This is a genomic window from Aliidongia sp., from assembly GCF_035943795.1.
GTDB lineage: Bacteria > Pseudomonadota > Alphaproteobacteria > ATCC43930 > CGMCC-115725 > Aliidongia.
Genome location: NZ_DASZBY010000027.1, coordinates 25,701 through 46,178, shown reverse-complemented (window position 1 = coordinate 46,178; position 20,478 = coordinate 25,701). Strand labels below are relative to the sequence as shown.

15 protein-coding genes are annotated in these 20,478 nt (G+C 66.8%); 5 read left to right on the top strand and 10 right to left on the bottom strand.

The annotated features are described in order from the left end of the window. On the top strand, positions 1-1,062 hold a 1,062-nt coding region (locus VGV37_RS04260), incomplete at its 5' end, for an AmpG family muropeptide MFS transporter (RefSeq protein WP_326878376.1). Between the two features lie 5 nt (positions 1,063-1,067). Here VGV37_RS04260 and phoB read toward each other — a convergent pair. The 9 genes from phoB to VGV37_RS04215 form a co-directional block, all read right to left on the bottom strand. Beyond that, complete coding sequence (gene phoB, locus VGV37_RS04255) at positions 1,068-1,760, bottom strand: phosphate regulon transcriptional regulator PhoB (protein ID WP_326878375.1); 693 nt, start codon at positions 1,758-1,760, stop codon at positions 1,068-1,070. Next, the gene (gene phoU / locus VGV37_RS04250; RefSeq protein ID WP_326878374.1) at positions 1,757-2,509 is read right to left on the bottom strand and encodes a phosphate signaling complex protein PhoU; all 753 of its coding nucleotides are present in this window, start codon (positions 2,507-2,509) and stop codon (positions 1,757-1,759) included. Before phoU ends, phoB begins: the two co-directional genes overlap by 4 nt. Before the next feature lie 10 nt (positions 2,510-2,519). Then, positions 2,520-3,275 (bottom strand): phosphate ABC transporter ATP-binding protein PstB, encoded by a 756-nt coding sequence (gene pstB, locus VGV37_RS04245; protein ID WP_414637918.1) that lies wholly within the window; start codon positions 3,273-3,275, stop codon positions 2,520-2,522. A gap of 113 nt (positions 3,276-3,388) precedes the next feature. Next, on the bottom strand, positions 3,389-4,243 hold the full coding sequence (gene pstA, locus VGV37_RS04240; protein WP_326878372.1) for a phosphate ABC transporter permease PstA: 855 nt from the start codon (positions 4,241-4,243) through the stop codon (positions 3,389-3,391). Positions 4,244-4,246: 3 nt separating this feature from the next. Continuing rightward, positions 4,247-5,215 (bottom strand): phosphate ABC transporter permease subunit PstC, encoded by a 969-nt coding sequence (gene pstC, locus VGV37_RS04235; RefSeq protein WP_326878371.1) that lies wholly within the window; start codon positions 5,213-5,215, stop codon positions 4,247-4,249. An 89-nt stretch (positions 5,216-5,304) separates the two neighbouring features. Next, entirely contained in the window at positions 5,305-6,351 is a 1,047-nt protein-coding gene (gene pstS, locus VGV37_RS04230; RefSeq protein ID WP_326878370.1) for a phosphate ABC transporter substrate-binding protein PstS, read from the bottom strand. Between the two features lie 152 nt (positions 6,352-6,503). Then, complete coding sequence (locus VGV37_RS04225; RefSeq protein WP_326878369.1) at positions 6,504-7,919, bottom strand: ATP-binding protein; 1,416 nt, start codon at positions 7,917-7,919, stop codon at positions 6,504-6,506. A 173-nt stretch (positions 7,920-8,092) separates the two neighbouring features. Then, positions 8,093-10,360: an NADP-dependent malic enzyme gene (locus VGV37_RS04220; RefSeq protein WP_326878368.1), complete on the bottom strand. Its 2,268-nt coding sequence runs from the start codon at positions 10,358-10,360 to the stop codon at positions 8,093-8,095. Positions 10,361-10,495: 135 nt separating this feature from the next. Then, positions 10,496-11,344 carry an SDR family NAD(P)-dependent oxidoreductase gene (locus tag VGV37_RS04215; RefSeq protein WP_326878367.1) on the bottom strand — a complete coding sequence of 283 codons (849 nt, stop codon included), beginning with the start codon at positions 11,342-11,344 and terminating at the stop codon, positions 10,496-10,498. 155 nt (positions 11,345-11,499) lie between these two features. Here VGV37_RS04215 and mutS point away from each other — a divergent pair, with 155 nt between their 5' ends. Continuing rightward, the gene (mutS, locus tag VGV37_RS04210; RefSeq protein ID WP_414637916.1) at positions 11,500-14,193 is read left to right on the top strand and encodes a DNA mismatch repair protein MutS; all 2,694 of its coding nucleotides are present in this window, start codon (positions 11,500-11,502) and stop codon (positions 14,191-14,193) included. 207 nt (positions 14,194-14,400) lie between these two features. Further along, positions 14,401-17,178: a [protein-PII] uridylyltransferase gene (locus VGV37_RS04205; RefSeq protein ID WP_414637915.1), complete on the top strand. Its 2,778-nt coding sequence runs from the start codon at positions 14,401-14,403 to the stop codon at positions 17,176-17,178. A 4-nt stretch (positions 17,179-17,182) separates the two neighbouring features. On the opposite strand, the gene VGV37_RS04200 is transcribed toward VGV37_RS04205, so the two are convergent. Beyond that, the gene (locus VGV37_RS04200) at positions 17,183-18,610 is read right to left on the bottom strand and encodes an MFS transporter (RefSeq protein ID WP_326878365.1); all 1,428 of its coding nucleotides are present in this window, start codon (positions 18,608-18,610) and stop codon (positions 17,183-17,185) included. Positions 18,611-18,733: 123 nt separating this feature from the next. On the opposite strand from VGV37_RS04200, the gene VGV37_RS04195 reads away from it, so the two are divergent. Together VGV37_RS04195 and VGV37_RS04190 are read left to right on the top strand one after the other, a co-directional pair. Then, positions 18,734-19,594: a helix-turn-helix transcriptional regulator gene (locus tag VGV37_RS04195; RefSeq protein ID WP_326878364.1), complete on the top strand. Its 861-nt coding sequence runs from the start codon at positions 18,734-18,736 to the stop codon at positions 19,592-19,594. Continuing rightward, the gene (locus tag VGV37_RS04190; RefSeq protein ID WP_326878363.1) at positions 19,591-20,349 is read left to right on the top strand and encodes a hypothetical protein; all 759 of its coding nucleotides are present in this window, start codon (positions 19,591-19,593) and stop codon (positions 20,347-20,349) included. The genes VGV37_RS04195 and VGV37_RS04190 overlap by 4 nt, the downstream gene beginning before the upstream one ends. The last annotated feature ends 129 nt before the right edge of the window (positions 20,350-20,478 follow it).

Genomic DNA, 20,478 nt, shown 5'->3' with positions numbered 1-20,478 from the left:
CTGGGTATTCCCGGCCTGACCGCGCTCCTCGGCCGGCGCCGGTCCTGGGCGCTGCTGTTCCAGATCGGCGTCGCCGCCAGTCTGGTCGGCATCAGCCTGACCGACCCGGCGACGGCACCGGTCGCGACGGCGGCGATGGCCGTGCTCGTCGCCTTCTTCTCGGCCAGCCAGGACATCGTCGTCGATGCCTATCGCGTCGAGCTGTTATTACCAGAGGAGCAGGGTGCCGGCGCGGCCGCGACCCAGTTCGGCTATCGCCTGGGCATGATCGCGGCCGGTGCCGGCGCGCTCTATGCCGCCGAGGCCTGGGGCTGGCAGATCGCCTATCGGATCATGGCCGGGTTGATGCTGGTCGGCGTGGCGACCGTGCTCGCCACGGCCGAGCCCACGGTCGACCGGCCGCCGCGCGGCGGCTTCGCGGCGACGGTGCTGGCCCCGTTCCGTGATTTCGCCCGGCATCGCGGCTGGATCGGCATCCTGGTCTTCGTTTTAGTCTACAAGATGGCCGACGCGGTAACCGGCCATTACGCCAATCTGCTGTATCGTTCGCTCGGCTTCTCTCTGGGCGAGATCGCCGGCATCAGCAAGGTGTTCGGCGTCATCGCCACGATCGGCGGTATCGCCCTGGGCGGCGCGCTGGTCTATCGGTTCGGGACCTTCAAAACCCTGCTGATCGGCGCGATCCTGCAGATGGGGTCCAACGCCATGTATGTGCTGCAGGCGCTCGCCGGCCATGATCTGACCCTGCTGACCCTGACCATCGCCTTCGAAAACATCGCCGGCGGGATCGGATCGGCGGCGTTCGTCGCTTACCTATCGGCTTTGTGCAGCCGCACCTACACGGCTACGCAATATGCGCTGCTGTCGGCGCTGGCGGCGTTCGCCCGCAACTTCTTCGTTTCCGCCGGCGGGGCGGTCGCCGATTGGCTCGGCTGGCTATGGTTCTTCATCATTTCGATCGGACTTCCGCTGCCCGGTCTCGTGCTGCTGGCGTGGCTCATGCTGCGCCGGCAGGAAGGCCTGGCGGAGGAGCCGGCCGGGGATGCCCGGCCCCTTGCGTAATGCGGTCAATCCCGCGCTTCGTCCAGTGCGTAGCCCGCGGAACGGACGGTGCGGATGATGTCGATCTCGGTCGGCCCGTTCAGCGCCTTGCGCAGACGGCGAATGTGCACGTCGACAGTGCGCGGCTCGACATAGACGTCGTGGCCCCAGACCGCATCCAGCAACTGTTCGCGCGAGAACACCCGGCCCGGATGCTCCAGCAGGAAACGCAGCAGGCGGAACTCGGTCGGGCCCAAGTGGATTGGGCGACCGCCGCGGGTCACACGATGGGCTGCCAGATCCATCGAGACGTCGGCGAAGGACAGGGTCTCTTCGGCACTGTCGGGCTTGGCCCGCCGCATCACGGCGCGCACCCGGGCGATCAGCTCCGACGGGCTGAACGGCTTGGTGATGTAATCGTCGGCGCCGCTGTTCAGGCCGCGGATCTTGTCGGTTTCCTCGCCGCGCGCGGTCAGCATGATGACCGGCAGGGTGCGGGACGCCGGCGAGCGGCGGATCTGGCGGCAGACCTCGATGCCCGAGACCAGCGGCAGCATCCAGTCGAGCAGCACGACGTCCGGCTTGCGCTCGGCGATCTGGACCAGGGCATCCTCGCCATCGGTCGCCTCGCAGACGCCGAAGCCTTCCTTTTCCAGGTTGTACTTCAGCAGGGTGACGAGGGGGGCCTCGTCCTCGACGATCATGACCAGGGGCTTCATTTCGCCTCGTGCTCGCTCTCGTTGGTGGCGACCGCCATCGGGCCCGGAAGGACCACGGAGGAGCTGGACCGGTCGCGCTTGGGCCGGGTCTCCTTCAGCGGCTTGCCGTGAATCAGGTAATAGATCGTCTCGGCGATATTGGTCGCGTGGTCGCCGATCCGCTCGATGTTCTTGGCCATGAACAGCAGATGCGTGCCGGCGGTGATGCTGCGCGGATCTTCCATCATGTAGGTCAGCAGCTCGCGGAACAGGCTGGTGTAGAGCTCGTCCAGTTCCTCGTCGCTCAGCCAGACGTGCATGGCCTTGTCGGCATCGCCCTGCACGTAGGCGTCGAGCACGTCCTTGATCAGCGCCTGGGCCAGCTTGCCCATGCGCGGAATGGCGTAGACCGGCTTCGCGACCGGCGCCTGATTGAGCGCGATCGAGCGCTTGGCCACGTTCGCGGCATAGTCGCAGATCCGTTCGAGGTCGGCCGCGATCTTGAGCGACGAAACGATTTCGCGCAGGTCGCGGGCCATCGGCTGGCGCAGTGCCAGGAGCCGCATGGCCAGCGCCTCGACCTCGGCCTCGAGCGCGTCGACCGCCGCATCGTTCTGCACGACCTCGTGGGCGAGTTCGCTGTCGCGCTTGATCGTCGCCTGGATCGCGGCGGCGACCTGGCTCTCCGCCAATCCGCCCATGCGGATGATGGCGTTGTTGAGGCGGGTCAGTTCCTCGTCGTAGCTCTTCATGATGTGATCGGTAGGCATGGCCTGCTCCTCAGCCGAACCGGCCGGTGATGTAGTCTTCGGTGCGCTTGTTGTGCGGGTTCGTGAACACCGTCTCGGTATCGTTGAATTCGATCAGCTCGCCCAGGTACATGAAGGCCGTGAAGTCGGAGCTGCGCGCCGCCTGCTGCATCGAATGGGTGACGATGACGATGCAATAGTCGGTCTTCAGTTCCGAGATCAGCTCTTCGATCTTCTGAGTCGAGATCGGATCCAGTGCCGAGCAGGGTTCGTCCAGCAGCAGGATCTCGGGCTTGACCGCGATGGCGCGCGCGATGCACAGGCGCTGCTGCTGGCCACCCGACAGGCCCAGGCCCGATTGCTTCAGCTTGTCCTTGACCTCGGTCCAGAGTGCCGCCTTGCGCAGCGCCTGCTCCACCCGGTCCTCGAGCTCGGAACGCGGCAGGTCCTCGTACAGATTGATGCCGAAGGCAATGTTGTCGAAAATCGACATCGGAAACGGCGTGGGCTTCTGGAACACCATGCCGATCTTGGCGCGTAGCAGGTTGAGGTCGATCTTGGGATCGAGGATGTTGGCGCCGTCGACCAGCACCTCGCCCTCGGCCCGCTGCTCGGGATAGAGCGCATACATGCGGTTCAGCACCCGCAGCAGGGTCGACTTGCCGCAGCCCGACGGACCGATGAAGGCGGTGACCTTCTTGTCGGCGAGGTTGAGGCTGATCGATTTCAACGCTTCGAACTTCTTGTAGTAGAAGCGCAGGTCCTTGATCTGGATCTTCTCGACCAGTTGGCCGGCCGCGACCGGATCGCGCGTCGGCGGCACGGGCGTCGTGCTGAGGGTGGGCTTGGTGGCATCGGCGAAGGCCTGATTGCCGGGGATCGTCTTCATGGGTTCCGAACTCATTGTTTGGCACCACCGAAAGAGGCGAGGGACCGAGCGGTGATATTCAGGATCAGGATCGTCAGCGTGATCAGCAGCGCCCCGCCCCAGGCGAGCCGCTGCCAGTCCGGATAGGGGCTGAGCGCGAAATTCGAGATCACCACCGGAAGGTTCGCGATCGACTTGTTCATGTCCGTGCTCCAGAACTGGTTGGAGAGCACGGTGAAGAGAAGGGGTGCAGTTTCACCGCTGATGCGCGCGACCGCCAGCATGATGCCGGTCAGCATGCCCTGGCGCGCCGCGCGATAGCAGACCGAAACCGTGATCTTCCATTTCGGCGTGCCGAGCGCCGCCGCCGCCTCGCGCAACGCGTTCGGCACCAGCACCAGCATGTCGACCGTGGTGCGCGTCACCACCGGCACGACCAGGATGGCCAAGGTCATGCTGCCGGCCCAACCGGAGAAATGGCCCATCGGCACGACCATCAGCTGATAGACGAACAGGCCGATGATGATCGAAGGCGCCGACAGCAGCACGTCGTTGATGAACTGGATCGTCTGGCCCAGCTTGTTGCCGCGGCTGTATTCCGCGACATAGGTCCCGACCAGGATGCCGATCGGCGTGCCGACCACGGTGCCGACGAGCGTCATGATCGCCGAACCGTAGATCGCGTTCAGCAAGCCGCCGTCGCTGCCGGGCGCCGGCGTCATCTGGGTGAACAGGGATGGCCGGATCGCGGCCACGCCTTCGGTCAGGAGCGCGTAGAGAATGGCGCCCAGGAAGAACAGGCCGATGCCGGTGGCAACCAGCGACAGGCTGAGGATGACCCAGTTCTTGCGCCGGCGCCGGGCGTAGCGCGCGAGGTCCTTGGCCATGGCTCAGCTCCCCGCCTGGCGCTGCATGCGGATCAGCATGTATTTCGCCGCCGCCAGCACGATGAAGGTGATGATGAACAGGATCAGGCCGAGCGCGATCAGCGACGATTGGTAGGTGTCGCCCGACGCCTCGGTGAACTCGTTGGCGAGCGCGGACGAGATCGTCGTGCCCGGCGCCAGCAGCGAGGTGGTGATGCGGTGGGCGTTGCCGATGACGAAGGTGACGGCCATGGTCTCGCCCATGGCGCGGCCCAGGCCCAGCATGATGCCGCCGACCACGCCGACCTTGGTGTAGGGCAGCACCACGCGCCAGACCACTTCCCAGGTCGTGCAGCCGAGGCCGTAGGCGGATTCGCGCAGCATCGGCGGCACGGTCTCGAACACGTCGCGCATGATCGACGAGATGAACGGCAGCACCATGATCGCCAGGATCAGGCCGGCGGTCAGGATGCCGATGCCGAACGGCGGCCCGGCGAACAGCGCGCCCAGCACCGGGACCGCGCCCAGGGTATGGATCAGGAAAGGCTGCACGGTGGCCTGCAGAAAGGGTGCGAACACGAACAGGCCCCAGATGCCGTAGATGATGCTGGGGATGCCGGCCAGGAGCTCGATCGCGATCGACAGCGGCCGCTTCAAGAGCGGCGGGCACAGCTCGGTAATGAAGACCGCGACGCCGAAGCTCAGGGGAACACCCACGACCATGGCGATGACCGACGTCACGAGCGTGCCGTAGATCGGCACCAGCGCACCGAACTTGTCGGTCGCCGGGTTCCAGGTGTCGGTCACCAGGAACGCGAAGCCGAATTTGCTGAACGCCGTGGACGAGCCGACGACGAGCGAGACCGCCACGCCCCCCAGGATCAGGAGGATGAATAATCCGAAGAACAGCGTGGCACCGCGGAACAACCCATCGAACAGATGCTGGGGGCCGCGCAGGCGGGGACTGCTGTCGCTGCTGGGAATATCGACCACGGTCGCGTTCGCTCCTCATGCACGCAAGGGGAAGGGTAGCATGAGCCGCCCTTCCCCCGCGCTTTTCAAACCCCGGCTTGGTCGGGCCGTTACGGCCAGAGCGGCTTGCCGTCGCCCTTGACGTCCTTGGCCCAGCTGTCTTCGATCAGCTTGACCACGTTCTCGGGCATCGAGACGTAGTCGAGCGCCTCGGCGGCCGGCTGGCCGTTCTTGTAGGCATAGTCGAAGAAGGTCAGCACGGACTTGCCGGTCTCGGCCTTGTCCTGGTTCTTGTAGACGAGCGCCCAGGTCGAGGCGGTCATCGGCCAGCTGTCCTTGCCCGGCTGGTTGGCCAGGATCACGCGGAAGCCCACGGCATGGGCCCAATCGGCGTTGGCCGCTGCCGCCTGGAAGCTCTTCAGGTTCGGCTCTGGGAACGCGCCATCCTTGTTCTGGACCAGTGCGTAGGCCAGCTTGTTCTGCTTGGCGTAGGCATATTCGACATAGCCGATGGCGCCGTCGGTCCGGCTGGTGAAGGCCGAAACGCCTTCGTTGCCCTTGCCGCCGATGCCCGAGGGGAACTGCACGGCGGTATTGACGCCGATCTTGTCCTTCCACGCCGGCGATTCCTCGGCCAGGTAGTAGGTGAAGTTGAAGGTCGTGCCCGACCCGTCCGACCGATAGACCGGCGCGATCGCCAGGTCCGGCAGCTTCAGGCCCGGGTTGACCGCGGCGATCTGCTTGTCGTTCCAGTTGGTGATGGTGCCGAGATAGATGTCGGCCAGGATCTTGCCGGTCAGCTTGAGCTTACCGGCGTCGATGCCCTTGACGTTGATGACCGGAACGATGCCGCCCATGATGATCGGGAACTGGGCCAGGCCGGGACCGTCGAGATCCTTCTGCTCGAGCGGCATGTCGGTGGCGCCGAAATCGACGGTCTTGGCGTTGATCTGCTTGATGCCGCCGCCCGACCCGATCGACTGGTAGTTCATGCCGATGCTGGCCTTCGCCTTGTAGGCTTCGGCCCACTTGGAGAGGATCGGATAGGCGAAGGTCGAGCCGGCGCCGGAAATATCGGCAGCCTGGGCACCGACGGCGGTCAGCGAGACGGTGCCGAACACTGCGGCCCCGATCAGCTTCCTGCTGAGTGCATTCATGAGACGATCTCCCAAAGTTTTCTCGTGAGACGCTAACAGCCCGAACGGCGCGCTGCCTCACGACCGAGGAGATACAGGCGGCAGATGACAGTTGGATGACAGTTTGAAGCTGGTTTGGTGAAGGCCGATCCGCGTCCGGCGCGGGGCTTCGTTCACCCGATGACGCGGTTCTCGTCGGATTTCGGCGCGGGTGGGGGCAGGGCGGCCGCGCCCGGCATCGATCCGCGCAGATGCACGGTGAAGGTCGTGCCTTCGCCCATCTCGCTGTCGACCTCCAGAAGACCACGATGACGGCTGATGATGTGCTTGACGATGGCCAGCCCCAGGCCGGTGCCGCCCATCTCGCGCGAGCGGGCGGTATCGACCCGGTAGAACCGCTCGGTCAGGCGCGGCAGATGGGTGCGCGGAATGCCCTCGCCCCGGTCGCGGACCTTGATGGCGAGGCCGTCCTTGAAGCGCCGCGACGGTCCGACGCCGATCGTGATCGCCGTGTCGGGCCGGGCATATTTGATCGCATTGTCGATCAGGTTCTGGAACAGCTGCGCCAGCTCGTCGGCATCGGCCACGACCTGGGCCTGTTCGTCCGCGATGTCGTATTCGATCGGCATGCCGCGCGCCGCCGCCTTCATTTCCAATGTCTGGCCGACATGGCGCAGCACGGCCACCACCGCGATCGGCGTGGTCGGCGGCTGATGCTCGTTCATCTCGATACGCGACAGCGACAGCAGGTCCTCGATCAGGCGCGCCATCCGGGACGCCTGCTGCTGCATGATGGCGAGGAATTTGACCCGCGCCTCTTCATCGTCGGACGCCGGCCCCTGGAGGGTTTCTATAAACCCCACCAGGGTCGACAGCGGCGTGCGCAGCTCGTGGCTGGCATTGGCGACGAAGTCGGCCCGCATCTGTTCGGCGCGCTTGGCCGAGGTGAGATCGTGCAACGATACCAGCAGGATGACGCCATCCTCGGTCCGGGCCGGCAACGGGTCGATCCGGGCCGTCATGTGGCGCTCGACCGGACTCGTCAGCTCGAACTCGACGAGCCGCCCACCGCCGCCGGCCACGACGGCATCGACCGCGGCCAACAAGGTGGGCTGGCGCAGCGCCACGGCCAGGTCGCGACGAAGCACATGGTCGCCGAACAGCGCCTGGGCAGCGGCGTTCTGGCGCACCACCTCGCGCCGTTCGTTCACCAGGATCAGCGGGTCCGGCAAGGCAGCCAGCACCGCATTCGAGCCGGCCAATTCGATTTCCAGCCCGCGGATGCGATGCCGCCACGCCCGGGTCAGGCGCATGATGGCGAGCCATAGGTCGTTCACCGCCGGGCTGGACGAGCGCACGACCGGCACCGCCCGCTCCGGCTCGACGAGGATTTCCTCGACGCCGGTCCGGATGCGGGTCAGTCCATCCAGAAAGGCCCGCAGCAGCAGGGCATGCAGCCCGACGACGACCAGACAGGCGACGACCGCCGGCCAGACCGGCAGGCGTCCGGAAATGACCAGCGCCGCGAAAGTCAGGAATACGACACTGGCCATCAGGGCCGTGGAGACGACGAGACGGCGCAGCGGCATGGGCGAACGGGGACCTTCCTGACGCGGCATCGCTGTCGAAGCGGCGTCCTGCCCCTCCGTCCCGACGATCGGGTCCGATCCGCGTGGCTTGGAGATATCCGTCACCGCCGTTACCGTTTCGTGACGGCCGTCCGATATTTCATCGAACGGTCGCAAAACACCTGTAACACAATCTAGGATATGGCTTCGTAGGCGGCCAGCGCCGCCAGATTGACGATGTCCGACACGGTCGCCGCCATCTCGACGATCTGGGCCGGCTTTTCGAGGCCGAGGAGGATCGGTCCAATCACCGTGCCGCCGCCCAGTTGCTGCAGCAGTTTGGATGCGACATTGGCCGTGTGGAGCGCCGGCATGACCAGCACGTTCGCCGGCCCGGTCAGGCGGCAGAACGGATAGCTCTTGCGCATCAGGTCGAAATCGAGCGCCACGTCGGCCGACATTTCGCCGTCATACTCGAAATCGACCTTGCGGCGATCGAGCACGTCGACCGCCTCGCGCACGCGCTGGGCCTTCTCGCGCAGCGGATTGCCGAAATTGGAGAAAGACAGCAGTGCCACGCGCGGCACGGCGCCCATCTGGCGCGCCGTCTCCGCCGCCTGCACGGCGATGTCGGCCAGTTCCTCCGGTGTCGGCAGCTCGTGGATCGTCGTGTCGGCGACGAACACGGTCCGGCCGCGCGCGATCATCATCATCAGGCCCAGCAGCCGCTTGCCCGGTTTCGCATCGAGCACGCGGGTGATTTCCTCGAACGAGGCGGCATAGCTGCGCGTGGTCCCGGTCACCATGGCATCCGCATCGCCCATCGCCACCATGCAGGCGGCGAACACGTTGCGGTCCTGGTTCACCAGGCGCTGGCAGTCGCGATAGAGAAAACCCTTGCGCTGCAGCCGCTTGAACAGGAAATCCGTATAGGTCTTGTTCGCGTGGCTGAGGCGCGCGTTGTGGATTTCCAGGCCGTCCGGCGCCGACAGGCCGATCGACTTCAAGGTGGCGTGCACCCGCTCCTCGCGTCCGATCAGGATCGGCAGGCCATAGCCCGCATTTTTGAATTCGAGGGCCGCGCGCATGACCTTCTCTTCCTCGCCTTCGGCGAACACGATCCGCTTGGGCTTGGAACGCACCGCCTCGAAGATGCCCTGCAGCGAACCCGCGACCGGGTTCATGCGGGCCGACAGCTGGCGGGCATAGGCGGCCAGATCGGCGATCGGCTTGCGCGCGACGCCCGAGTCCATCGCCGCCTTGGCAACCGCCGCGGGCACGTGGGACATCAGCCGGGGATCGAACGGCGACGGGATCAGGTATTCCGGGCCGTAGGTCAGGCGCCGCCCGGAATAGGCGGCGGCGACCTCGTCCGGCACGTCTTCGCGCGCCAGCGCCGCCAGCGCCTCGGCGGCAGCGATCTTCATCGGCTCGTTGATGGTCGAGGACCGGGTGTCGAGCGCGCCGCGAAAGATGTAGGGGAAGCCCAGGACGTTGTTGACCTGGTTCGGATAATCGGACCGGCCGGTCGCGACCAGCGCGTCGGGCCGGACTTCCTTGACGTCCTCCGGCGTGATTTCCGGATCCGGGTTCGCCATGGCGAAGATGATCGGCTGCTTCGCCATCTTCTTCACCATGTCCTGGGTCACCGCTCCCTTGACCGAGAGGCCGAAGAACGCGTCTGCCCCGTCGAGCGCCTCCGAGAGCGTGCGCCGGTCGGTCTTGACCGCGTGGGCCGACTTCCACTGGTTCATGCCTTCGGTGCGGCCCTGGAAGATGACGCCCTTGGTGTCGCACATGATGACATTGTCATGGCCGACGCCCATGGCCTTCAGCAGCTCGATGCAGGCGATGGACGCGGCGCCGGCGCCGTTCACCACCAGCTTCACGTCCTTCAGCGTACGGCCGGTCAGGTTGCAGGCGTTGATCAGGCCGGCGGCCGCGATGATCGCCGTGCCGTGCTGGTCGTCATGGAACACCGGGATGTCCATCAACTCGCGCAGGCGCTGCTCGATGATGAAGCATTCCGGCGCCTTGATGTCCTCGAGATTGATGCCGCCGAAGCTGGGTCCCAGGTAGCGGACCGCGCCGATGAACTCGTCCACGTCGCGGGTATCGACCTCGAGATCGATCGAATCGATGTCGGCGAAGCGCTTGAACAGGACCGCCTTGCCCTCCATCACCGGCTTCGACGCGAGCGCGCCCAGGTCGCCCAAGCCCAGCACAGCGGTGCCGTTCGAGATGACCGCGACGATATTGCCCTTGGCGGTGTAGTCGTAGGCTGTCGCCGGATCTCGGGCGATATGCAGGCACGGATAGGCGACACCGGGCGAATAGGCGAGCGACAGGTCACGCTGGGTGGTCAGCGGCTTGGTCGGCGCGATCTCGATCTTGCCGGGCTTGCCCTCCGAGTGAAATCGCAGCGATTCCTCTTCCGTTACCCGACGGGTGGTGTCGTCCATGTCCTCGTTTCCTCCCGAGCCTCATCGCACCGGCACGGCCGCTTTCGGCACCGTTACGCCATTCGCGGGGCTGATTGAATGCATCGGCAACGAGCTTTGCCCGGATCGGCCGCCCGGGTAAAGGCTTCCGTCGACCTAAAGTGCCGCACGCAGCGTCGGCGGCCGATCCTCCAGGATGTCCTCCATCCGGACCTTGATGGCATCTTTATAGGCAGGATGGGTCAGGATGTAGAAACGCTGGGCCGCGATCGCGTCGAACACGCAGTTCGCAACGTCTTCCACCGGGATGCCGTTCTCGACCGCATTCATGATCGCGTGGCCGACCTTGCTGGCGACCGGATCCAGGCCGTCGAACGGCGAGGTCCCGGGGCCGGCTGGGCGGTTGCGTTCCGACTGATGGATCCGGGTCTTGACCCAGGCGGGGCACAGCACGGACACGCGCAGCTTCGACTGGCGCAGGGTCAGGTCATGGTGCAGCCCTTCGGACACGGTCACGACCGCGTGCTTGCTGGCGTTATAGATCGCGAGACCCGGCTGGGACAGCAGGCCCGCCATCGAGGCGGTATTGACGATATGGCCCTCCTCGCCGTGCTTCAGCATGGTCGGGATGAAGGACCGCAGCCCGTTGATGACGCCATACAGGTTCACACCCATGACCCAGTCCCAATCGGCCTGGGTGGTTTCCCAGACCGGCCGGTTGTGGGCGACGCCGGCGTTGTTCACCAGCAGGTGGACGTTGCCGAACCGTTCGAAGGCGAGGGCGGCCAGCGCGTCGACCTGGTCGGCTTTGGACACGTCCGTTTCGAGCCCGATCGCCTCGATCCCGCGCCCGGCGAAGTCGGCCAGTGCCGCGTCGAGCCGGGCGCGGTCGATGTCGGCCAGCACCAGTTTCATGCCCGCCGCGGCCGCCCGTTCGGCGATCGCGCGGCCGATGCCCTCGGCTCCGCCGGTGACGACCGCGACCTTGCCCGTGAAATCCCGCATGCCCTGAAATCCTCCCCTGGGCCGCCCGGGGTCTCCGTCCGGATCGCACCTGTTGGGGATCGAGCCTAACGGAAGCCGATCACGGCGGTCTCGTGGAAATTGACGCACCATGCTATCGAGGCGGTCCCGCCACGCCTCGATACCGTCAGAGCCTGATGCCGCCAGAATCCGATAGCAGAACCGATTTTCCCGAACCCGAGGTCGAGGCCGCCTCCGGCCCGATCACGCCGATGATGGCGCAGTTCCTCGACATCAAGCGGCAGCATCCGGACCACCTGCTGTTCTATCGGATGGGCGATTTCTACGAGCTGTTCTTCGACGACGCGGTCAAGGCGTCGGCGGCGCTCGACATCACGCTGACCCGGCGCGGCAAGCACGAGGGCGCCGACATTCCCATGTGCGGCGTGCCGGTCCACGCTGCCGACGCGTATCTGTCGCGCCTGATCCGACAGGGCTTCCGCGTCGCGATCTGCGAACAGATGGAGGACCCGGCGGAGGCGAAGAAGCGCGGCGGCAAGCAGCCGGTCCGGCGCGGCGTGGTGCGCATCGTCACCGGCGGCACCATCACCGAGGATAATCTGCTGGACGCGCGCCGGCACAATTTCCTGGCGGCGCTGGCCGAAGCCGCGGGGGAGCTGGCACTGGCCTCGGTCGAGCTGTCGACCGGCGAGGTCGAGTTTCAGCCGGTCGATGCCGCCCAGGTCGGCGCGGCACTGGCGCGCCTTTCGCCCGGCGAACTGCTGATCGCCGACCGGCTGCTGCAGCGGCCCGACCTGTTCGATATCTTAAGCGACTGGAAATCCGTGCTGACCCCGTTGCCCGGTGCGCGGTTCGACAGCGAGAGCGGCCGGCGCCGCCTGGCGCAGCTCTATGGCGTCGGTACGCTCGACGGTTTCGGCACCTTCGGGCGCGCCGAATACGCCGCCGGCGGTGCATTGCTCGACTACATCGACCTGACCCAGCAGGGCAAGCATCCAAAGCTGGGCATTCCGCGCCGCATCTCGGCCGGCGCGGTCATGGAGATCGATGCCGCGACCCGCCGCAACCTCGAACTGTCGCAGACCCTGACCGGCGAGCGGCGCGGCAGCCTTTTGGCCGTCATCGACCGGACCGTTACCGGCGCCGGTGCGCGCCGGCTCGCCGCCGAGCTGGCCGGCCCGCTGACCGATCCCGGCCTGATCAATGCGCGGCTCGACCTGGTCGAGATCTTCGTGCGCGACGAGCGGTTCCGCGCCGACATCCGCGCTTTCCTCAAGGAATGCCCGGACATGGCGCGGGCATTGTCGCGCCTGACACTCGGCCGCGGCGGCCCGCGCGACCTGGCCGGCCTGCGCGACGGCCTGGCCGCGACGGCGCGGATCCGGCCGCTGGTGCTGGCCCGCCCCGAGGCGGTCGCCGGCAGCCTGCTGCGCGCTGCCGGCGTCGACCTGGGCGAACATGTGATCCTGGTCGACCGGCTGGCCCGCGCCCTCGGCCTCGAGCTGCCGCTGCTGGCGCGCGACGGCGGGTTCATTGCTGCCGGCTATTCGAGCGAACTCGACGAATGGCGGTCCCTGCGCGACGAGAGCCGGCGCATGATGGCCGCGCTGCAGGCGCGCTACGTCGAGGAGACCGGCGTCGCCAGCCTGAAGATCCGGCACAACAACGTGCTGGGCTACTACATCGAGGTGACGCCGACCCACGCGTCCAAGCTCGACTATGGCGCCGGCGGCCGCTTCATCCATCGCCAGACCATGGCGAACGCCATGCGCTTCACCACGATCGAGCTCGCCGAGATCGAGACGCGCATCGGCCAGGCCGGCGACAAGGCGCTGGCCCTCGAACTCGCCCTGTTCGACGATCTGGTGTGCGAGACGGTCGAGCGGGCGGAAGAGATCCAGCGCGCTGCGACGGCACTGGCGCAGCTCGACGTGGCATCCGGCCATGGCGAGCTGGCGGTCGAGCGGCGCTATTGCCGACCGGAGATCGACGGCAGCGTCGCGTTCGAGATCGTGGGCGGCCGCCATCCGGTCGTCGAGGCCAGCCTGCCGACCGGCGCGAAATTCGTGGGCAACGACTGCACGCTCGAAGCCGGCCGGCGTCTGTGGCTGCTGACCGGCCCGAACATGGCCGGCAAGAGCACGTTTCTGCGCCAGAACGCGCTGATCGCGGTGCTGGCGCAGATCGGGTCCTACGTCCCGGCCGAGCGCGCCCATATCGGCATCGTCGACCGGCTCTATAGCCGGGTCGGCGCCGCCGACGACCTGGCGCGCGGCCGATCGACCTTCATGGTCGAGATGGTCGAGACCGCGGCGATCCTGAACCAGTCCGGCATCAAGGCGCTGGTCATCCTGGACGAGATCGGCCGGGGTACCGCGACCTATGACGGCCTGTCGATAGCCTGGGCCGCCGTCGAGCATCTGCACCAGGCGAACCGTTGCCGCGCCCTTTTCGCGACCCATTACCACGAGCTGACGGCGCTGGCCGCGCGCCTCGCCGACCTCGCCTGCTATACCATGCGGGTCAAGGAATGGCAGGGCGACGTGGTGTTCCTGCACGAGGTGGCACCAGGCGCCGCCGACCGGTCCTACGGCATCCATGTGGCGAAGCTGGCCGGCCTGCCGAAGCCGGTCATCGCGCGGGCCGAGGAAGTGCTGGAATTGCTGGAGCAGGGCGAGGCCGGCAGCGCGCTCACCCGCCTCGCCGACGACCTGCCCCTGTTCAGCGCCGCCCGCCGCCCGACCTCGAAGCTCGCACCGCCGGAGCCTTCGGCCGTCGAGGAAGCGGTCAAGGCGGTCAATCCCGACGAACTGACGCCCAAAGCGGCACTCGACCTCGTCTATCGTCTGGTGGGATTGAGCCGAAGCTGACAGGATTTGGCGAGGCCGCCCTGCGGCTTCGGCGCTTCTTATCGGCCAGGGGCCGCATCACATCCTCGAGCCTGACCGTCATCGATATCCGGAACCCCTCCGATCATGCGTTCCCTGTCGCGCCCGCGCGTCCGATTCAGCCGGAAGAAGGCGCCCGCCTCCCATGCGGTTGTTGCGCCGATCGGGATTCCCCGGCGAAATGACCGGATGCAGCACGTGACCCACCCCGAGCGGATCGTCGATCCGGTTGCGCTCGATACGATGCTCGACATCGCGATCGAGCGGCGCGGCAAGGCATCGACCCAGCTGGCGCTGGTCGGCGAGCTGAAGGCCGTCCTGCAGCAGGGCCGGACGGAGATCGAGGCGCGCTTCGTGGCGAGCCAGGACGGCGCCGCGGCGATGGCCGGCAATTCCTGGCTGATCGACACCATCGTCCGCGCCTTGCACCGGGTCACAACGGTCACGCTGTTTCCCGTCTCCAACCCGACCAAGGGGGAGAAGCTGGCGATCGTGGCGGTCGGCGGCTATGGCCGGGCCGAGCTGGCGCCGCAATCCGACATCGACCTGCTGTTCCTGCTGCCCTATAAGGCGACGCCGCATACCGAGCAGGTCGTCGAATTCCTGCTGTATGTCCTGTGGGACCTGGGGGTGAAGGTCGGCCACGCCACCCGGTCGGTCGATGAGTCGCTGCGCCAGGCGACCGGCGACATCACGATCCGCACCGCCCTGCTGGAATCCCGCCTGGTCTCGGGCGACGAGGCGCTGTTCGCCGACCTACAGAAGCGCTTCGACCAGGAAGTGATCGAAGGCAGCGGTATCGGCTTCGTCGATGCCAAGCTGGCCGAGCGCGACCAGCGCCACCAGCGCCTGGGCGACAGCCGCTACGTGCTGGAGCCGAACATCAAGGAGGGCAAGGGGGGCCTGCGCGACCTCCACGGCCTGTTCTGGATCGCCAAATACCTGTTCCGCGTCCGCAGCCTCGACGAGTTGGTCGAGCGCGGCATCCTGTCCAAGGACGAGGCGAACCGGTTCCACCGCGCCGAGATCTTCCTGTGGACGGTGCGCTGCCACCTGCACTACCTGACCGGCCGGCCCGAGGAGCGGCTGACCTTCGACGTGCAGACCCAGATCGGCGAACGCATGGGCTATACCGACCATGCCGGCACGCGCGGCGTCGAACGCTTCATGAAGCACTATTTCCTGATCGCCAAGGACGTGGGTGACCTGACCCGCATCTTCATCGCGGCCCTGGAGGCCGACCAGAAGCGCAAGCCGATTTCGCTGTGGCGCCGCCTGTTGCCGGGCACCAAATCGATCGAGGGCTTCAAGATCGACGGCGGACGGCTGTCGCTGGTGTCCGACCGGGCGTTCGAGGACGATCCGGTCAACCTGCTGCGCCTGTTCCAGGTCGCCGAGAGCCACCGGCTCGACATCCATCCCCATGCGCTGCGGCTCGTCACCCAGTCGCTGAAGCTGATCGACGGCAAGCTGCGCATCGATCCCGAGGCGAACCGGCTGTTCATGGAGATCCTGACGTCGCGGATCGATCCGGAAACCAGCCTGCGCCGGCTGAACGAAGCCGGCGTGTTCGGGCGCTTCATCCCGGATTTCGGCCGGGTCGTGGCCCAGATGCAATACGACATGTACCATGTGTACACGGTCGACGAGCACACGATCTTCGCGCTGGCCCAGCTGCACAAGATCGAGGCGGGCGAGCTGAAGGAAGAGCTGCCGCTCGCCAGCTCGATCATCGACCGGATCGCGTCGCGTCGCGCGCTTTACCTGGCGCTGCTGCTGCACGACATCGCCAAGGGCCGCCCGGGCGACCATTCGGAACTGGGCGCCAAGATCGCGCTGAAGCTCGGGCCCCGGCTCGGCCTCGACGCCGAGGAGACGGAGACGGTCTCGTGGCTGGTGCTGAACCACCTCGTCATGAGCCGGACCGCCTTCAAGCGCGACATCGACGATCCGAAGACGATCCAGGATTTCGTCGGACTGGTACAATCGCCCGAACGGTTGAAGCTGCTGTTGATCCTGACGGCCTGCGACATCCGGGCGGTCGGCCCCAACGTCTGGAACGGCTGGAAGGCGGCCCTGCTGCGCGAGCTCTATCATCGCTCCCAGGAGGTCATGTCGGGCGCGGTCATCGCCGATCCCCGTGACGTGCGCATCGCCAAGGTGCAGGAACAGATGCGCGACCTGCTGCCGGAATTCAGCCCGGCCGATTTCGCGGCCTTCACCCAGCGCGGCTATCCGTTCTACTGGCTGTCGCACGACCCGGCGACACTCGCCCGCCACGGCAGGATGATGCGCGAGGCCGACCGGTCGGCCGCCCCGCTGACCGTGGCGAACCGGGTCGACCAGGCCCGTGCCGTCACCGAGATCACGGTCTATACCGCCGATCACCCGGGCTTGTTCTCGCGCATCGCCGGCGCGCTGTCGCTGGCCGGCGCCATGATCGTCGACGCGCGCATCGCCACCATGGTGAACGGCATGGCGCTCGACACGTTCTGGGTCCAGGACACGAACGGCGGCGCGTTCGACCGGCCCGACAAGCTGGCGCGCCTGGCCGTGCTGTTCGAGAATGTGCTGGGCGGCAAGCTCGACCCGCGCCAGGAACTGAAGCGCCGACCCGCCTTCCCGAGCCGGACCCGCGTCTTCACGGTCGCCCCGCGCGTGCTGATCGACAACAAGGCCTCGACGGCACATACGGTCGTCGAGGTCAACGGCCGCGACCGGCCGGCCCTGCTGTTCGACCTGACGCGGGCGCTGACCGGCCAGGGCGTGCAGATCTCGGGCGCCAAGATCACGACCTATGGCGAGAAGGTCGTCGACGTCTTCTACGTGAAGGACATCTTCGGCCTGAAGATCGAGCATGAGAGCAAGATCCGCGAGATCCGCGAGGCGCTGGTCCGCGTGCTGGTCGAGCCCGACGGCGAACCGGCGGTGAAGCCGGCCGCCGCCAAGGCCAAGCTGTCGGCCTGACCCGTCACGCGAGTTCAGTTTCGCCGAGCGGTGCCGCCCGCCGCTGGGACGCGCCCAGCCGGCGCAGCAGAACGAAACACAGGATCGACGCGCCGAACGCATAGCGCGCCGCCAGCTCGAACCCGTGCCGGAACCCGTCGGCCCCGCCGTCGAGCGCGCCGAAGAACAGCAGACCGATGATGGCGATGCCCAGGGCACCGCCCGCCTGCTGCGCCGTCGCCAGGATGCCGGCAGCACTACCGGCGTCGACGGCAGGCACCCGGGTCAGCACGACGTTGAGCAGCGGCGTCAGGAACAGGCCCTGGCCCAACCCCAGGATGGCAAGGCCCGGCACCAGGGCGTCGGGATGCCAATCCGCCCCGGCGACCGAACCGAGCGACGCCAGCAGCGCGTAGCCCACGAGGGTGAGGCCCAGACCCAGGTCGAGCGTGCGCCGGCCGCCGACACGGATCGCCGCCAGGGTCCCGACCAGGAAGCAGATGCCGAGCGGCAGGAACACCATGCCGGTCGCGAACGCCGTGGCGCCGAGACCCAGCTGCTGCAGCATCGTCAGCGCCATATAGAAGGAATTGAGCGTTGTATAGAAGGTCGCGGCCAGGATCAGTCCCGGTACGAAGGCCGGCGCCTTCAGCAGCCGGAAATCGACCAATGGCGCCCGGCCCAGCCAGGTCAATTCCTGTTCCCAGCGTACGAAACCGATACCGAGCGGCACGCTGGCGGCCAGCAGCGCCCAGGTCCAAAGCGGCCAGCCGGCCTCGCGGCCGACAATGAGCGGCGTCAGCACGGCACCGAGCGTTGCGGCGGCCAGAAGGGTGCCGACCAGGTCGAACCGGACCCGCCCCAGGCGCGGCGTCTCCTCCAGCAACAGGCCCGCGAGCGGCAGCGCCACGAGCCCGACCGGCAGGTTGACCAGGAACACGAGCCGCCAGCCCAAACCCCACAGGTCCCAGTCGACCAGCGCGCCGCCCAACAACTGACCGGCGATGGCGCCCAGGCCGAGCGCCGAGCCGTAGAGCGCGAAGGCGAAGCGCCGGCGCGCGGGCGCGATCTGGACGCGGAGCATGGCGACGATCTGCGGATGCAGCACCGCGCCGGTCGCGCCTTGCAGCAGCCGCGCGACGATCAGGATCGCCGGCGACGGCGCCAACCCGCACACCAGCGAAGCGAGCGTGAAGCCGCCGAGCCCCAGCAGGAAGGTGCGCTTGCGACCGTAGAGATCGCCCAGCCGCCCGCCGGTGATGAGCGTCATGCCGAACGCCAGCCCATAGGCCACGACGATCAGCTGGACCGAGGCGTAGCTGGCGCCGAAATCGGTCTTGAGATGGGGGATCGCGACATTGACGATGAAGTTGTCGAGCGCCACCACGAAGGCGCCGCACAGCAGCACCGAGATCGGCGCCCAGAAGCGGGGCGTCGCTGCGTGATCGGACATTGTCTATCTCCTCGAACCCAGGCGCCCGCTGGACATCACGAGAGGCGGAAGCGCGATGGAGACAGAATTGGTGTCCAGTGCTACTATGACAATCTAACGATTTATCCTGGTATTGGAGGTACCATGATGGACATGATCGCCGTCGACCGCCCCGGGCTCGGCGCATTCCTGGTCTGCCAGCGGGCGAAGCTGCGCCCGGAGACCGTGGGGTTGCCGCCCGGCGGCCGGCGCCGCACGCCCGGCCTGCGGCGGGAAGAGGTGGCCCAGCTCTCCGGCCTCGGGGTCACCTGGTATACCTGGCTCGAGCAAGGCCGGGACATCCAGGTCTCGACGGCGGCGCTCGACCGGATCGCAGCGGCCTTGCGGCTCGACGCGACCGAGCGCGCGCACCTGTTCGTGCTGGCCGGCCGCTCGGCCCCGGCCGCCCTCATCGACACCACCACTTCGGTCAGCCCGCTGATTTTACGGATGATCGACGGCCTGCACGATCAGCCGGCCTTCGTACGCAACGGCCGGTGGGATGCGGTTGCCTGGAACCGGGGTGCCGCGCGCCTCATCACCGATTTCGCGAAGCGGCCGAAGGCGGAGCAGAACCTGATCTGGCTGCTGTTCACCGACCCCTGGTTCCGCCGCGTGTTGCCGGACTGGGAGAACGACGCTCGGCGCTGCATCGCGCGGTTCCGCACGAATTTCGCCCGCTCCGGCGGCCATCCCTCGTTCCAGGCCCTGGTCGACGCCCTGCTGGCCGCCAGTCCGGAATTCCGCCCGCTATGGCGTCAGCACGATGTGCTGGCGCCAAGCGACGGGCTGAAACGGTTCAACCATCCCGCCGTCGGCTATATGGAGCTGGACCACACCGTGTTGAACGTGAGCGAGGCCAGCGAGTTGAACGTCATCGTCTATTCCGCCGCCCCTGGTTCCCCGTCGGCCGAGCGGCTGGCCCGCCTGCTGGCCATGGAACTGCCCGAGGAGAAGGCGGCGTGAGCGAAGATCGCCCGATCCATCTCGCCATCGGCACCCCCTGCTATGGCGGACAGGTCACCAGTCAGTTCACTGCCTCGCTGTTGAAGCTGCAGCGCGCCTGCGACCGGCGCGGCATCGGCCTCACCGTGCTGTTGCAGGGCGGCGACGCACTCATCACCCGCGCGCGCCAGAACGTCGTGGCACATTTCCTCGGCAATCCGTCCGCGACCCATCTGCTGTTCATCGACGCCGACATCGGCTTCGAGCCCGAGGAAGCATTCCGGTTGCTGGATTTCGGCGCCGACATGGCCGCGGGCATCTATCCGACCAAGAAGATCGACTGGCCGAAGGTCAAGGCAATCGCGGCCCAAGGGCGCGAGCCGATCGAGGCGGCGGCACTGTCCTATGTCATCGAGTTCCTGGAGCCCGGCCGGATCGGCGTGAAGGACGGTTTCGCCAAGGTGCGTTATGCCGGCACCGGTTTCCTGATGATCCGCCGGTCTGTGCTGGAGCGCATGCAGGCCCATTACCCCGAGTTGCAATATACCCGGGAACATCAGGCCCACGACCCGTTGAAGGACAGTCCGCACCGCTACGCGCTGTTCGACTGCCTGATCGACCGGAAGACCGGCGCCTACCTGTCCGAGGATTTCAGCTTCTGCCAGCGCTGGACCGCGATGGGCGGCGAGATCTGGGCCGATCTCGCGAGCAAGCTCAGCCATACCGGGCCGCTGACCTTCCAGGGCGACGTCGCGACCCAGTTCGGTCCGGCATGATTGCGGGTCCGGCTGGCGTCGCCTAGAGCGCTTCCCGTTCAGATGGGGTCATCTGAACGACGAGAAATCGCTCCAGATTTATAACGTCTGAGCGATTCTCGATCCCTCGTGATCGAGAATCGCTCTAGG

What these genes read in the sequence shown, in the direction of transcription:
- phoB (WP_326878375.1), bottom strand. Translation starts at nt 1,760, where the DNA reads ATGAAGCCCCTGGTCATGATCGTCGAGGACGAGGCCCCCCTCGTCACC.
- phoU (WP_326878374.1), bottom strand. Translation starts at nt 2,509, where the DNA reads ATGCCTACCGATCACATCATGAAGAGCTACGACGAGGAACTGACCCGC.
- pstA (WP_326878372.1), bottom strand. Translation starts at nt 4,243, where the DNA reads ATGGCCAAGGACCTCGCGCGCTACGCCCGGCGCCGGCGCAAGAACTGG.
- pstS (WP_326878370.1), bottom strand. Translation starts at nt 6,351, where the DNA reads ATGAATGCACTCAGCAGGAAGCTGATCGGGGCCGCAGTGTTCGGCACC.
- VGV37_RS04225 (WP_326878369.1), bottom strand. Translation starts at nt 7,919, where the DNA reads ATGCCGCTGCGCCGTCTCGTCGTCTCCACGGCCCTGATGGCCAGTGTC.
- VGV37_RS04220 (WP_326878368.1), bottom strand. Translation starts at nt 10,360, where the DNA reads ATGGACGACACCACCCGTCGGGTAACGGAAGAGGAATCGCTGCGATTT.
- VGV37_RS04215 (WP_326878367.1), bottom strand. Translation starts at nt 11,344, where the DNA reads ATGCGGGATTTCACGGGCAAGGTCGCGGTCGTCACCGGCGGAGCCGAG.
- mutS (WP_414637916.1), top strand. Translation starts at nt 11,500, where the DNA reads ATGCCGCCAGAATCCGATAGCAGAACCGATTTTCCCGAACCCGAGGTC.
- VGV37_RS04205 (WP_414637915.1), top strand. Translation starts at nt 14,401, where the DNA reads ATGCAGCACGTGACCCACCCCGAGCGGATCGTCGATCCGGTTGCGCTC.
- VGV37_RS04200 (WP_326878365.1), bottom strand. Translation starts at nt 18,610, where the DNA reads ATGTCCGATCACGCAGCGACGCCCCGCTTCTGGGCGCCGATCTCGGTG.
- VGV37_RS04195 (WP_326878364.1), top strand. Translation starts at nt 18,734, where the DNA reads ATGATGGACATGATCGCCGTCGACCGCCCCGGGCTCGGCGCATTCCTG.